The sequence below is a fragment of the Mycobacterium sp. NGS15 genome (genome assembly GCF_059813245.1).
On the sequence record NZ_JCALEF010000002.1, the window covers coordinates 91,432 to 104,107 of the forward strand.

General features: G+C 63.5%; 14 protein-coding genes. 7 read left to right on the plus strand and 7 right to left on the minus strand.

The window, feature by feature from the left end:
* Positions 1-83: 83 nt before the first annotated feature.
* The 3 genes from AC5Y5C_RS04670 to AC5Y5C_RS04680 all read left to right on the plus strand — a co-directional run bounded on the left by AC5Y5C_RS04670 (position 84) and on the right by AC5Y5C_RS04680 (position 3,225).
* Positions 84-1,556: a hypothetical protein gene (locus AC5Y5C_RS04670; protein WP_499970576.1), complete on the plus strand. Its 1,473-nt coding sequence runs from the start codon at positions 84-86 to the stop codon at positions 1,554-1,556.
* Between the two features lie 65 nt (positions 1,557-1,621).
* Positions 1,622-2,113, plus strand: coding sequence for a DUF955 domain-containing protein (locus AC5Y5C_RS04675; RefSeq protein WP_499969514.1), 492 nt, complete (start codon positions 1,622-1,624; stop codon positions 2,111-2,113).
* Entirely contained in the window at positions 2,110-3,225 is a 1,116-nt protein-coding gene (locus AC5Y5C_RS04680; protein ID WP_499969516.1) for a hypothetical protein, read from the plus strand. Before AC5Y5C_RS04675 ends, AC5Y5C_RS04680 begins: the two co-directional genes overlap by 4 nt.
* A 104-nt stretch (positions 3,226-3,329) precedes the next feature.
* Here the strand turns inward: AC5Y5C_RS04680 and AC5Y5C_RS04685 are convergent, their stop codons facing one another.
* From AC5Y5C_RS04685 to AC5Y5C_RS04700, 4 genes are all read right to left on the minus strand, one after another.
* Positions 3,330-3,728, minus strand: coding sequence for a secretion protein EspR (locus AC5Y5C_RS04685; protein ID WP_046252093.1), 399 nt, complete (start codon positions 3,726-3,728; stop codon positions 3,330-3,332).
* 1,261 nt (positions 3,729-4,989) lie between these two features.
* The gene (locus tag AC5Y5C_RS04690; protein WP_499969518.1) at positions 4,990-5,523 is read right to left on the minus strand and encodes a peptidase; all 534 of its coding nucleotides are present in this window, start codon (positions 5,521-5,523) and stop codon (positions 4,990-4,992) included.
* A gap of 167 nt (positions 5,524-5,690) precedes the next feature.
* Positions 5,691-6,314: a superoxide dismutase gene (locus AC5Y5C_RS04695; protein WP_499969520.1), complete on the minus strand. Its 624-nt coding sequence runs from the start codon at positions 6,312-6,314 to the stop codon at positions 5,691-5,693.
* Positions 6,315-6,523: 209 nt separating this feature from the next.
* Complete coding sequence (locus AC5Y5C_RS04700) at positions 6,524-6,679, minus strand: hypothetical protein (RefSeq protein WP_499969522.1); 156 nt, start codon at positions 6,677-6,679, stop codon at positions 6,524-6,526.
* 174 nt (positions 6,680-6,853) lie between these two features.
* Here AC5Y5C_RS04700 and msrA point away from each other — a divergent pair, with 174 nt between their 5' ends.
* The 4 genes from msrA to AC5Y5C_RS04720 all read left to right on the plus strand — a co-directional run bounded on the left by msrA (position 6,854) and on the right by AC5Y5C_RS04720 (position 10,269).
* Positions 6,854-7,609 carry a peptide-methionine (S)-S-oxide reductase MsrA gene (gene msrA, locus AC5Y5C_RS04705; RefSeq protein ID WP_499969524.1) on the plus strand — a complete coding sequence of 252 codons (756 nt, stop codon included), beginning with the start codon at positions 6,854-6,856 and terminating at the stop codon, positions 7,607-7,609.
* 244 nt (positions 7,610-7,853) lie between these two features.
* Positions 7,854-8,180 (plus strand): rhodanese-like domain-containing protein, encoded by a 327-nt coding sequence (locus AC5Y5C_RS04710; RefSeq protein ID WP_499969526.1) that lies wholly within the window; start codon positions 7,854-7,856, stop codon positions 8,178-8,180.
* 180 nt (positions 8,181-8,360) lie between these two features.
* A complete protein-coding gene (locus AC5Y5C_RS04715; RefSeq protein ID WP_499969528.1) occupies positions 8,361-9,425 on the plus strand; it encodes a DUF4328 domain-containing protein in 1,065 nt (354 codons plus the stop codon).
* Positions 9,426-9,444: 19 nt separating this feature from the next.
* Entirely contained in the window at positions 9,445-10,269 is an 825-nt protein-coding gene (locus tag AC5Y5C_RS04720; RefSeq protein ID WP_499970578.1) for a glycerophosphodiester phosphodiesterase, read from the plus strand.
* A gap of 54 nt (positions 10,270-10,323) precedes the next feature.
* On the opposite strand, the gene AC5Y5C_RS04725 is transcribed toward AC5Y5C_RS04720, so the two are convergent.
* The 3 genes from AC5Y5C_RS04725 to AC5Y5C_RS04735 all read right to left on the minus strand — a co-directional run bounded on the left by AC5Y5C_RS04725 (position 10,324) and on the right by AC5Y5C_RS04735 (position 12,667).
* Positions 10,324-11,217: an SAM-dependent methyltransferase gene (locus AC5Y5C_RS04725; RefSeq protein ID WP_499969530.1), complete on the minus strand. Its 894-nt coding sequence runs from the start codon at positions 11,215-11,217 to the stop codon at positions 10,324-10,326.
* 175 nt (positions 11,218-11,392) lie between these two features.
* Entirely contained in the window at positions 11,393-11,938 is a 546-nt protein-coding gene (locus AC5Y5C_RS04730; RefSeq protein WP_499969532.1) for a ferritin, read from the minus strand.
* 171 nt (positions 11,939-12,109) lie between these two features.
* The gene (locus AC5Y5C_RS04735) at positions 12,110-12,667 is read right to left on the minus strand and encodes a ferritin (RefSeq protein ID WP_499969534.1); all 558 of its coding nucleotides are present in this window, start codon (positions 12,665-12,667) and stop codon (positions 12,110-12,112) included.
* Positions 12,668-12,676 lie beyond the last annotated feature (9 nt).

Genomic DNA, 12,676 nt, shown 5'->3' on the forward strand with positions numbered 1-12,676 from the left:
TCGCCGTGGGGCGACATCGAGCAAATCCGAGCAGGAGAAGCCAGCAGCTGAAGCGTGCCTCCGCGCGCGCGGCTGCGGTAACGCTGCTCAGCTCGGGGACACTCTTGGGGGGATTTGGGGTTTTCGCCAGCACGACCCCGGCCGCGGACGCAAAACCGGGCGGCGGATCGGGTGGCGATCATGACAACGACCACGGTCTAGGTGGCGCACTCCACAAGCTCACCGGAGGCTTGCTCGGTGGCGGAGTCGGTGGTGGCGGTGGGCCGGGCAGCGGCGGCACGCGCAACGCGCCCTCGTCTCCGAGCTTTGGCAAAAGCCTGCACGGCGGCTCTGGATCGGAAGGCGCGGCGGGCGGTAATAGCAGCGACTCCTCCGCCGGCGACAAAGGCAAGGGCGACAAAGACAAGGGCGCCGGGGCAAGTGTTCCCAAGCCGGGGTCTGCCGGTGCCAACGGTAAATCGCCCGACAATGCCGCAGGCGGCCATGATTCGAGCACCAACGGTCCTGGTTCGGGCACCAGCACCCCGAACGGTTCGAGCACCAGCACCCCCGGCTCTTCCAGTGGTACGTCGGGGATCGGTGGCGGCACCGAGATAACGCTGCCGCATTCGGGTGGTGCTGCGGGCGTCCACACTCCGGACGCCACCACGCCCACTGCTGAAAGCTCTAGTGGCACAACAACTCATACCGAAGAGCGGCCGAGCTTGAAGGGTGCTTTGGGCTCGGTTGCCGGCGCGATGGCGCCTAAGGCTCAGACCGCCACGACACCCAAGACCGAGACCGCGACCTCGCCGCACACCGCGACGGCGCCGGGCGCGACGGTCGACACACCCACTTCCGGCCCGACACACACAGAGCACGAGGCGGGTTCGTCCGAGGAGCTGAAGGTTCCGGGCGTCACCATCAACGTGGGCGGCCGCACCATCGTCATCTGGAAGAAAAAGCCGGGCACGTCGACGCACACACCTGGTGCCGGCGGTGGATCGAGTCCCGAGCATGAATCCGATGACCACGATCATGCGATCACCCTGCCCGGCCTTCCCGATATCGGTGGCGTCCCGGCCACGGCCACGCCGTCGTTCGGTGGTGCGGCCGGCACCCGGAACCCGGGAGGGAACCCCGGTATTCATACCGGCCCCATAGCTCCCCCGAGCGTGCCGACGCCCAAGGCTCCCGCGGTCGCGATCGCGACACCACCCGCGCCGCCGGTCATTGCCCCACTAGCGCCGGTCGTGCCGCCGGCGCCGCCGGTCGTCACCATCAAGCAGGCCGAGAGCGGCCGGGGTGGCGACGTCGTCGTGACAGCCGGCGGTTCCAAGCAACCCGAGGCCGTCGCCAAGCCGATCGAGCAGTTCGTCGCGGCCGAGACCATCGCGCCCCGTACCGGCTACGGCGACTACCTCCGACTGACGAAGACATCCGAGATCGCCGCAGTGGCCATTCCGGGTGCCGTGGGCATCGCGATGATGACCTTCGTGGGAGGCGCCATCGGATACCGGCAAGCCAAGGCCGGGCATACCGTGCGCGCCTCCGCTGCCGCCCGTTTCCTGGAGTAGGGGAGAATCGATACAGCACCCGTCAGGGGTCTGTCCGGGAAGGTACGTGTTGAGGGGAGACGCACATGGGCGCAGGCCGTCGTGTGACCGACGCCGTCAACGCTGTGCTCGATCTGGCCCCGCGCAAGGGTGAGGTGACGCTGACCGCACTCGTGGACGCCGTCGGTCGCGATCGCGACCGATCCATCGAGATCATCTCTGCTGATCTACCGCCCGGGGTATGCGGTCAATGGCGCCAGTACGAGAACGAAGACATCTTCATCATCCAGCGCGGCCTGCCCACCTGGGATCGCACGCTCGCCCATGAACTAGGGCATGTGGTGCTGCGGCACGAGGGCATCTCGGTGGTTGAAATGGCCAGGGACGAAGCAGAATTCGCCAGTGATGACCTCATCGCGTACATGCTGTCCCAGCGCACCGGATGCATGGGCGCGGCCGGGATGGAGGCCGAACAAGAGGCCGAGGACTTCGCGGCGTTGCTGCTCTACCGCCTGGGCCGGCTGCCCTCGGACCGTGCTTCCATCGTTCAGGTCAGGCTCGGGGAGGCCTTTGGGTGATCGCCTGGGTGATTGCCGGGCTGCTGGGTATGGCGACGGGTTTGCGCATCGGGTGGGTGCTCGTCCACAAACAATCCCCGGTGAGCACCGGAATGATCGTTGCGCTGGGGAGCCTGGCGCTGGTGTCGGCGCTGAACTGGGAGCCGCTGACGATTCTTGTGGACAGCTCGCTGGGCTGGCCCAACATCTCGGTGGCGGTGAGCCAGGCCGCGCTGACGGCCTGTGCGGCGGGCAGTTGCGTGATGATCACCAGCATGTCGGCCAGCCGTACCGCGGCGGCCAACAAGCGATGGGCGCGCTGGCAGTACCTGGCTGCGGTGGTGATCGCCGGCGCCAGCCTTGCCGTGTTCTTTTCCCGCGGTCCGCTACCCGAGATGACGCCGCGCGAGTTTCTCAAGCGCGATCTGGGCGGATTCGCTTCTGGCACAGCCTGGCTCGTCCCGATGTTGTACATCGCCGTCGCCCTATCGGTGGTGCTGTGGGCGGGGATGGCCTACTCGAATCGCAGCCGTCGGGGCCGCGCCTTGTTCTTATTCACCGTCGGGATCAGCCTGCTGGTGTTGGCTGTCTTGGTGGTGGCCGGTGTCGCGGTGGCGAATTCGGAGTACGTGACGATCGGGACCGCGGCCACATTGATCGGCTGTGCGATGGCGATGGTGGCGTTGGGGTCGCTGTTGCCGACCTTTGAGACCTGGCTGGTCGCCCGACGTGAGATGTTCGTATTGGCCCCGTTGTACAACGATCTCAAGAAGCGTCAGCCGGATGCAGCGATCGGCGTGCGGCCACGCGGACCGCTGGCCTTCCAGGTGGCAGATCGGATGGCCTATATCTCCGATGCGCTCTTCCTGGAGGCGATGCACGCCCAGGGGCTAGACCCCGAATCGGAGGGTGATGGCGATATAGAGCTCGGTGCGGAACCGGTGAAACTCGACGTTCCACCGGATGCGCAGGCCCACGCGGTGGTGAAATGGGTTCTTACCGAGGGTGATCCGGAAGAGAATTTCCCGGGCCCGGAATGGCTACACCAGCCTGACGGATACTCCGATCGCGAATGGATTCTCGCGATTGCCACTGAGTACCGCAGACTGGTGCGTGCCGAACGTCATTCTTAAGTTGTAAATCGCCGCCCCTCCGTGCGCACCCCGCCGACTCGATGAGCGGTGAACGCCAAACTGGCCGGTCCTTCCCCGAGTGGACCGGCCAGGTGAGCAGCGGACTAACTGTCGAGACCCTCTTGGCGACGGTATTCGTCGACGGCCTGAGTGATGCGGTCCTGTGCCTCGACGGACAGCCCCACGGTGCGGGCCGCGATCCGACGGACACCCTCATCGCGCATGTTGGCGAGCCAGGTCAGTTCCTGGTCGAGCTTCTCGTAGTACTCATCGTCGGTGAAGTACGCCGGCTTGATGCGGAAGAAGTTCGCGAGCGCCTTCATGGTCGCCGACGAAGGGTTGGTGCGGTTACCTGATCGCAGCTGCGACAGGTACGGCGCGGACATCGTGATGCCCTCGGAACGCAGGGCCGCGATCACCTCGGCAGAGGTGTGTGGGCCGCGCCCGGGCGGGTACACGGTATCGAACAACCGATTCAAACGTGCGGTGAACGTGGTGCTCATCGAGCCTTACCTCCACAAACAGATAAAGTTGCTAATTCGGGGGACGTATTTGCTGCCTATCGTAACCTTAGTTTTGCCTGCAGCCAAGCGCAACCATCAAGTTCGCCTACGTTGGACATGGTGTTCGGTTCTCCAAACCTGCTAGCTCGGGCACATCTGTGCAGCGTCCAATATTCGGGACGATCTGGGAATCTTCGTTCTCAGGCAAATGATTGATAAATCCCCAGGGCGATGGCTCGGAGGCTCCGCTGCGGGCCGTGTGGAGAGTTCGCATTCGTTTCCTAAGTCGGCCGGACACGGTGCCCGGCTGTATAACCTGCTGAGTTGCTACTCGCACCGACACCGAGCCTTGTCCGCGCATGCCTCGCTGACCTGGCCCGATGTCATGTCCGTGACGATAACGGCAGCTAGCGATTATGGCGGGAATCGCCGCGCATAGGTAACGTTTAAATAGTGGAACGTTGACGGCAAGTGTGCCTGTCAACAGGGCATCCCCTCTGACCAGCGGTAAATCCGTGCCTGCGGACTGTGAGCAAGATCACAGCAACGGGTGGGTGAGTGTGGTCGGTCACTGCCGCCCGATACCGGCCTCGGGAGCCGTCAAGACCCTCCGGCACCGCGATCGCGGCGGGTGCTGAGGCGATGTTCTTGAGCAGATGTGACGGAAGTGACCGCTGCCGCGGAGCGCTCGTGAGGAACGCGGCCACGTCAGCGCACATCGTGCCCGGCGGCGCGGTCAGCAGCACGGGGCTTCTCTGATGATCGCTGGCGGGGCGGCCTCGGTTGGCCTTATCGGGCCACTGGGCAGGGCTTCGATATCGAGGAAATGATCGCCAGGAAGGCGAAACTAGTCGTGTGGGCGGTCGCTGGTTCAGGGGCGTCGTTTGCGTTGTTCTTGCACCCCATCCAGCTCGCGGAGCCGATGGGCGCCAAACCTGTGCGGTAGGTGATGGGCCTGCCCGGGGAAATGGCCTGAGGACGTGCCCGACGGCGACAGAGAGGCTGTGAACCATGACCGTCGACAGGGATTGGATGCCGGAAGTGCCGTTGACTGCCGGCAGTGCAGCGGGTGCCTCATCGCAGCAGGCGTGGGAATGGTTGCCAGATCTTGTGCAGCCGACGTAACAGGTTCGCCCGACCGGCTGTCTGGCGCCGGCACATTGATCTCTTGTTGTGAGAGGTTGCGCCTTTGCCCGCTGGGTGGGATCGGCTTCGTGGGCATCGAAAACTTAAGCGTAAGAAGATATTTCAGTCATACCCACTACGCGGCAAGCAGCATGGCCAATACCGCCGTATCGGGATCGCTGATGGGATCGATGCCCACCCGACTCACCACCGATGTGACCGTGCCGTCCGACTCGGCCTCGGCCCATGCGGCTCGATGCTCCAGGCCCAGGTGTGGCAGGCCGGGAAGAAGAAGGCAACCCGAGGCCGCACCAAGGCATTCCGGCAGTGTGGGGTTGGTCTCGGATGGCGGATGCAGCATGACCAACGCCGGTGGTTGGTGTTCTGCAAAATGCCCGGGTGCGACGGCGGATTCTCCGAGTACCGTGCCTTCGGCGACCACCAAACCGACCATGCCGGGTGCGGGATCGTCAGGCAGATCCTCGCGGGCACCAAAAATCGTTGTGGTGGAAAGTAAGCCGGGCAGCGTGGCGATGCGCACCGTCACGATCAGCAGCTGCATCCATTCCTTGGTGGAATCGGGCCAGCGGCCGCACACTACGAACCCTCTGAGTGAACCGCCCGCGTGGAAGGGCGCGATCTCGATCGGCTGATCGGAACTGGTCGTCATATCTGCCACGCTCGCAATCACTCTGACATCACAATCAACGTTGCGCGACGCTGCTCATTCCAGAATTACCATGCGCGGAGTCACCCCGCAATTGCTAGCGGACACGCCGAAAACACACTTGGGCCCCGGATTCGTAACAAACCCGGGGCCCAAGCGAAACAGCGAGATCAGCCGAAGATAAGACCCGACGTCTTCGTGGTGGCCGCGGTGTAGCGGTCCTGGACGTCGGCCCAGTTGACCACGTTCCAGAACGCCTTGACGTAGTCCGCCTTGACGTTCTTGTACTGCAGGTAGAAGGCGTGCTCCCACATATCCACCTGGAGCAGCGGGATGATGCCCAGCGGGACGTTGGCCTGCTGGTCGTACAGCTGGAAGGTCAGCAGCTTCTGCCCCAGGCTGTCGTAGCCGAGCACTGCCCAGCCCGAGCCCTGCAGACCGTTGGCCGCCGCGGTGAACTGCGCCTGGAACTTGTCGAACGAACCGAACTGGTCGTCTATGGCAGCGGCCAGATCGCCGGTCGGCTTGTCACCGCCGTTGGGAGACAGGTTCTTCCACCAGATCGAGTGGTTCACGTGACCACCGAGGTGGAAGGCCAGGTTCTTCTCATTGAGGAAGATCGCGGCGTGGTCCCCCTTCTCGCGAGCCTCTTCCAGCTTGGCGACAGCGGAATTGACGCCCGCCACGTAGGTCGCGTGGTGCTTACTGTGGTGCAGCTCGTTGATCTGTCCCGAGATGTGGGGCTCCAGAGCTCCGTAGTCGTAGTCCAAATCGGGCAGTGTGTACTCAGCCACGAGATTCCTTTCCGCTCGCTTCTATCCGCGTGTGTGCAGATTCATTCCATGAGAAGACACGGCCAAACCGGTTTACACCGGACTGCCGGCCTACCGATTCAACCCTGCTCTATTGCGCAACGCGTCGCAAGGACGTACGCATCCTCAATTGGTTACCCAATGTTGGTCGGGTGAAACGAAGCGCCAAAAAATCTGGCTAGATCAGCTGGCTAGATCAGAATGAGAAACGCGAGACCGGCCGCGAGGATGAGGGCGATGAGAAGCGCGCGGAAGGCCGCGACGCGGTACGAGGTGTTGTAGCAGCGAGGGGTCAACTGCCAGCCGGACGTGGATAGGGACTCGTGCCCTGCCGACTGTGCTGTCATCGCCGCCCTCCTGCCACCGGTGCAAGTACCTCCACGGTGAGATGAGTCACAGCATCTCGCGTGTGACGGTCATCATAGCTCTAAATCGCGATGCGTGAAAATTCACCCTGCGTGCGGCTGGAAACCCCAGCTAGACCAGCAAATTGGTTGCCTGTTCCGCGTACCATCGAGGGCATGGCTTCTTGGGTAGATAACGTTCGCGATCAGATCTTGGGGCGACTCGAAGACGGGCTCACCCCGGGAAGGTCGGCAATCGTCGAGGAGGGTGCGGCTCTACCTGGGCGCGCCACCCCGATCCGGATATCCGGCACTCACTTCGTCAGTGGTCACGCGATCGTGCCGCCCTTCCCGGAGGGGCTGGAAACCGCAGTGTTCGGAGAAGGGTGTTTCTGGGGTGCTGAGCGAGGCTTTTGGAAGGTTCCCGGTGTCTACTCCACGGCTGTCGGGTACGCCGGGGGCTACACGCCCAATCCGACCTACGAAGAGGTGTGCTCGGGGCGGACCGGGCATGCCGAAGTCGTGCTCGTGGTGTTCGATCCCCGGGAGGTGACCTACGAGCAGCTTCTGGTGCAGTTCTGGGAGAGCCATGACCCCACGCAGGGCATGCGGCAGGGCAACGATCGAGGCAGCCAGTATCGGTCGGCCATCTATGCGACGAATGAGAGTCAGGCGGCACAGGCCGCCGCGAGCGCCACGCGATATGGGTCCGCACTCGCTGACGCGGGATACGGAGCGGTCACCACGGAGATTGCTCCGCTGGACGGGCCGATCGGGGATTCGGAGGTGACTTCCCGGACCTTCTACTACGCCGAGGAGTACCACCAGCAGTACCTGGCCAAGAACCCGAACGGGTACTGCGGGCTTGGCGGGACGTCGGTTTCCTGCCCCATCGGACTGGATGTGCCACCCGGTGGTCCAGCACGGGCGTGAGCTATCCCACGGCGCCGACTATGAATTCGCTAACTATGCACAGGCAGTGCTACGGTTCCCCGTCGCCAGCCCTGCTGAGTGCCCCCACGAAGTCCTGGCCAGCGCAAATGCAAATGAGCAGCCTGTGGTTTGTGGATCAACCTGTGGATACTGTGGATAAGCCGACATTGCTGTGGCGTGCGTCACACTGCGAAAAGTTGCAGACACCGCGGCAGTCATATCAATCGAGCGACAGGAATGGATGATGAGCTTCCCTTCGGGCGATGGAGTTCCACAGGTCGGCATCGACGAGATCTCGGCCGCGTTAGATCTTGGTGTCAAGTTGCTTGACGTCCGCGAGGATGATGAGTGGGCGGCGGGGCATATCGAGGGCGCGCAACATATACCGCTCGGTGATGTGCCCTCCCGAATGGACGAGCTCGATCCGGATGCTCCGCTGTGGGTGATCTGCCATGCGGGCGGGCGATCTCAGCGTGCCGCCGCCTACCTGAACCGCAACGGATTCGACGTCAGCAATGTTTCTGGTGGCATGCTGGCCTGGGTACAGGCAGGTAAGCCGACGATCAGCTGAGTTCCCGGCGACCTCCCGCGCGGGCTGGCGCCAGTGCACTACTCGCTGCCGGTTGCACCCCCAGGCCGTTACGCTGGACGAATGATCCAGGTGTGCTCCCGCTGCGGTACTCAGTGGAACGTGCGTGAGCAGCGTCGATACTGGTGCCCGCGGTGTCGGGGCACGCTGCTTGAACCGGGAATGACCGCCCCGTCACGTCCTTCGGCGCCGATGCCGCGCCCGCCTGCCGGAGCGCAGCCGTCGGGCGGAAAGTACTGGGTTCCGCCCACCGGGCAGGGTGCCGTGGCAACGCCCACCGGTCGTCCCACGGCACGTCCCGCGCGGCTTCCCGCGGGATATCGATGGATTGCCGTGCGTCCGGGCTCGCCCCCGACACCGGCTCGCCGAAGGCGTCCGCTCGGACCGACGCCGCGCTACGGATACGTCCCCCGCTGGGGTCTGGTAGACCACATTGAACCGGCGGGATCCTCACGCCAAGGGATAGCCGGGGGTCGCGTCCCCAGCCGGGTGCTCGAAAAGCTCCTACTGGCCACAATCATCACCCTGGCAATCGTTTCGTGTGCGCATTTTCTTCGATATGCGCTGATGGTTTACAACCGCGGAGCGCTGATTCCGCGGTTCGTCGCCAGCACCTCGAACGGGCTAGTGCTCCTCAGCGTGGCGCTCGCCTTTGCGGTGATGGCGGCCACCGCATGGTTCCTCACCGACTGGATGATCGAGCGACGCGCCGAAACATACCGCGACCTGGGATTTGATGATCCGCGGGCACGGTGGGAGATCCGAGTGGGCTGCTTGTTGCCGATCGTGAATATCGTCGGCATACCGCTGCTTCTTCTCGAGCTAGCCAAGATCGAGAACCGGTGGTATCGGCAGTACCGAAATATCGTGTGGTGGTCGGTCCTGTGGGGCGTGACCTGGCTGTTGGTGCTCGTGACGTGGGTCGTCCGTGATCCGCTCACGGTGCAGGGCGTCGCCGACAATGCGCTGTTCACCACGTTCGACTACGCGATCGCGGCGGTTGCGGCCTGGTCGCTTCGGCGCGTGTACAACGGCTTCACCGTGCCGGAGGGACATCAGCGGGCAGTGCGCTGGCTGGCGGTGGAATCCCCGCAGGGGCCCGTACCCGTCGATGCCGATCAACCGGATGTGCCGACGACACGCGAAGACAATTCCGGCGTTGCGGTTGAACCAACGGGGCACGAACCGGCAGCATTGGAGCGTGACCGAGTCGCCGGAGCCTGGTGATGGCGCGGAACCGCAGTTTATGCAAGGAGCCGGCGATATAGACGGCAGGGCTGAACGGCATCCGTTCGTCGTCGCGCATCGAGGTGCGTCGGCGGATCTGCCCGAGCACACCCTTGCCGCCTATGAGCTCGCTCTCGAGGAGGGGGCCGACGGGGTGGAATGCGATGTCCGCCTCACTCGGGACGGACAACTGGTCTGTGTGCACGACCGCAGGGTGGATCGCACGTCGGATGGGACCGGGCTGGTCAGCGAGATGACGCTGAGTCAGCTGCGTGCGTTGGACTTCGGCGGTTGGCATCCGGGCGCCGCGGAGACTGAATCGGGCACCGGGCTGCTCACGCTGGAGGAGCTGGTGTCGCTAGTACTCGACTGGAACCGTCCGGTGAAACTGTTCATCGAAACCAAACACCCCGTCCGCTACGGGTCGCTGGTGGAGAACAAGGTGCTGGCCCTGCTGCACCGGTTCGGGATCGCTGCACCGGCGTCGGCGGATATGTCGCGGGCGGTGGTCATGTCGTTCTCGGCCGCGGCGGTGTGGCGCATCCGTCGCGCGGCTCCCATGCTGCCGACCGTGCTCCTGGGCGAGACGTCACGGTATCTGGGAGGCAGCGCGGCGACCACCGTGGGAGCCACCGCCGTGGGGCCTTCCGTTGCGACCCTGCGTGAGCACCCGGAGTTGGTCGACAGGGCTGCGGCTCAGGGGCGGGCGACATACTGCTGGACCGTCGATCACTACGAGGACGTCGAGTTCTGCCGGAGCATCGGCGTCGCCTGGATAGCCACCAATCATCCTGGCCGCACCAAATCCTGGTTACAGCGAGGCCTCACCGGTACCGCCTTGTAGCTGAATGACCCCGTCCGCCCGCGCGGACCTCGCTGCAGCACCTTAGTTTTGGCCTTAAGACAGGTATGTCGCTGGCAGCGTGGCGGTAAGGAACCGGCGCTCCGCGAATTCCTGAGAGTACGGCGCCGGGTCGCCGTCCAGAGGACGGTCATAGCGTTCTGCGAGTTTGCGACCGGTGATCGTCTGTATCAGCCAGCCGTGGCCCGATAGCCATTCCCCGGAGAGGGTACGTCCGTCGTTCACCTGTGATAGCACATCCGCCTGGAACTCGTTCGGGCCCAACGCATCACGAACGTCAGCCCACGGTTGGCCAGAGGGTGCGATCCCATCGGTGTCGGTCGCGATGCTGCTGCCGAGCGCCGACATTTCGATCACTCGCTCAAAGAGCGCGTCATGACTCGGACCGGGTAGGTGTGAGACGAGTGCCTCGGCCAGCCATGCGGTGGGCAGGTCGGGATCGAAGTCCGCGGCGGTCAGGTCCGACTGCCATGGGCCGCTGAGGAAGGTCCCGACCTGGCGGCGTTCGGCACGGGATTCCGCGCCGCTACCGGCGAGCACCTCTTGCTTGAAGCTGAGCAGTTCGGGGTAGTCGACCTCGAAGATCGTGGTGCCCTCGGGCCAATCCAGGCGGTAAGCGCGGGTATCGAGGCCACCCGCCAACAGCACCACCTGGCGAGCGCCGGAATGCGTCGCTGCCAGGAGGGAATCGTCGTAATGACGCGTCATCAGGGACCGGCACTGTGCAATGAAGGATTTTTGGTCGCTAGTCGAGTCCGCAGCAACGGGCGAATCCGCTGGTTGATGGTTCAGCAATGCCAGCGCATACGGCTCGCCTGACGCCCGTACCAGGTACTCGGCCAGTGCATCGACAAACAAAGGATCGGCGCGAAGTGACTCGATGGCACGAGAAGCCGTGAGTGTTAATTGAATATGTCGGCCGCGGGACATCCGGTCCACCGCCCCCTTCCGTCGCTTCGTCCTTAGAGATGGCAAATCAGGATCTGCCAAGCAAGATTAGCCGACGGGGGTTGCGTGAATAGGCGTGACGGGCATGAAATCAAACTCTCCCGGTCCTCTACCGCGGTAGAGGACCGGGAGAGTGGTCAGCGTTAGGCCAGGTTGACTACAGCGAGCCACCCGCGGCCGGGGGTGCAGTGGGATCGCTTGACACCACCGAGATCTCGCGTGCCACGAACTCCTCGAGGTCGAAGTAGTTGTCTCCGGCACGCTCTGCGACGGTGAGGAGGGTGTCCATGAGGGCGACCTCCTCGACCTGTTCCTTGAGGAACCACTGCATGAACTGCTCACCGATGTAATCGCCCTCGTCCCGGGCGGTGCGGGCCAGCTCGGTGACCTGCTCGGTGACGGTCTGTTCCTGGGCCAGCGCCAGCGCCAGCGGCTCGTGCGGCGCGGTAAATCCATTCGTTACCGCGCCCACCGCGGGGATCTCCACGGTGACGCGCCGGTCGATGAGGTATCGCACGATCATCATGGCGTGATTGCGTTCTTCGACAGCCTGCTTGTAGAAGTGCGCGGCGAGTTGCGGAAGGTCGGCGTCATCGAAATACGCGGCAATTGCAATGTATTGCTGAGACGCGGTGAACTCGTGGCCGATCTGGTCATGGAGAAGCGCGTTGAATTTAGTCTTGGGGGTGTCTGTCGCGGACATAAATTCGACAATAGACCAGGTCAGAGGCCCTGTCAGCCAAGGTCAGCCTTAATGAGGTTACGGTCACCTAAGTAGTGGTTGAATATTGCGCAAGCTAATTGGCCAATTCTTAACTTAGCCAAAGTTAATTTGTGCGCACCTGTAATGGGAAATCGTCGTGCACAAAATTAGTCAGAGTATGCCGCCGGCGGCGGGCGGCGCCGTCGCATCCTGGCCGACAGGGCGGTTCAGTTCGCGCTCGACGAAGTTCTCCAGATCGAACAGGTCGTGATCGGCGCGGTCGACGACCGTCAACAGTGTGTCCATGGTGGCGACCTCCTCGACCTGTTCCTTCAGGAACCACTGCATGAACTGCTCGCCGTAGTAGTCGCCCGAAGACCGGGCTGAGCGGGCGAGTTCGGTGATCTGATCGGTCACGCGCTTCTCCTGCTCGAGAGCGAGGGCGATGGGTGCGCGCGCGTCGGCGAATTCGTTGATGATGGGGTCGACACCGGGGATCGAGATGGCGACGTTCTTGTCGATCAGATAGCGGATGATCATCATCGCGTGATTGCGCTCCTCGACGGCCTGCGCGTAGAAGCGCTTGGCCAGCTGCGGCAGATCGGCGTCGTCGTAGTAGACCGCGATGGCGATGTACTGCTGAGAGGCCGTGAACTCGTTGCGGATCTGATCACGTAGCAGTTCGAGGAACGGTGAGGATGCGCGCGCGTGGGGATCGGTGGTAGCCACACCGAAAAG

Excerpts from the sequence above, each read along its gene's own strand:
- AC5Y5C_RS04730 (WP_499969532.1), bottom strand. The coding sequence starts at position 11,938 with ATGTCCGCGACAGACACCCCCAAGACTAAATTCAACGCGCTTCTCCAT.
- AC5Y5C_RS04710 (WP_499969526.1), top strand. The coding sequence starts at position 7,854 with ATGAGCTTCCCTTCGGGCGATGGAGTTCCACAGGTCGGCATCGACGAG.
- msrA (WP_499969524.1), top strand. The coding sequence starts at position 6,854 with ATGGCTTCTTGGGTAGATAACGTTCGCGATCAGATCTTGGGGCGACTC.
- AC5Y5C_RS04675 (WP_499969514.1), top strand. The coding sequence starts at position 1,622 with ATGGGCGCAGGCCGTCGTGTGACCGACGCCGTCAACGCTGTGCTCGAT.
- AC5Y5C_RS04685 (WP_046252093.1), bottom strand. The coding sequence starts at position 3,728 with ATGAGCACCACGTTCACCGCACGTTTGAATCGGTTGTTCGATACCGTG.
- AC5Y5C_RS04715 (WP_499969528.1), top strand. The coding sequence starts at position 8,361 with ATGACCGCCCCGTCACGTCCTTCGGCGCCGATGCCGCGCCCGCCTGCC.
- AC5Y5C_RS04700 (WP_499969522.1), bottom strand. The coding sequence starts at position 6,679 with ATGACAGCACAGTCGGCAGGGCACGAGTCCCTATCCACGTCCGGCTGG.
- AC5Y5C_RS04725 (WP_499969530.1), bottom strand. The coding sequence starts at position 11,217 with ATGTCCCGCGGCCGACATATTCAATTAACACTCACGGCTTCTCGTGCC.
- AC5Y5C_RS04720 (WP_499970578.1), top strand. The coding sequence starts at position 9,445 with ATGCAAGGAGCCGGCGATATAGACGGCAGGGCTGAACGGCATCCGTTC.
- AC5Y5C_RS04690 (WP_499969518.1), bottom strand. The coding sequence starts at position 5,523 with ATGACGACCAGTTCCGATCAGCCGATCGAGATCGCGCCCTTCCACGCG.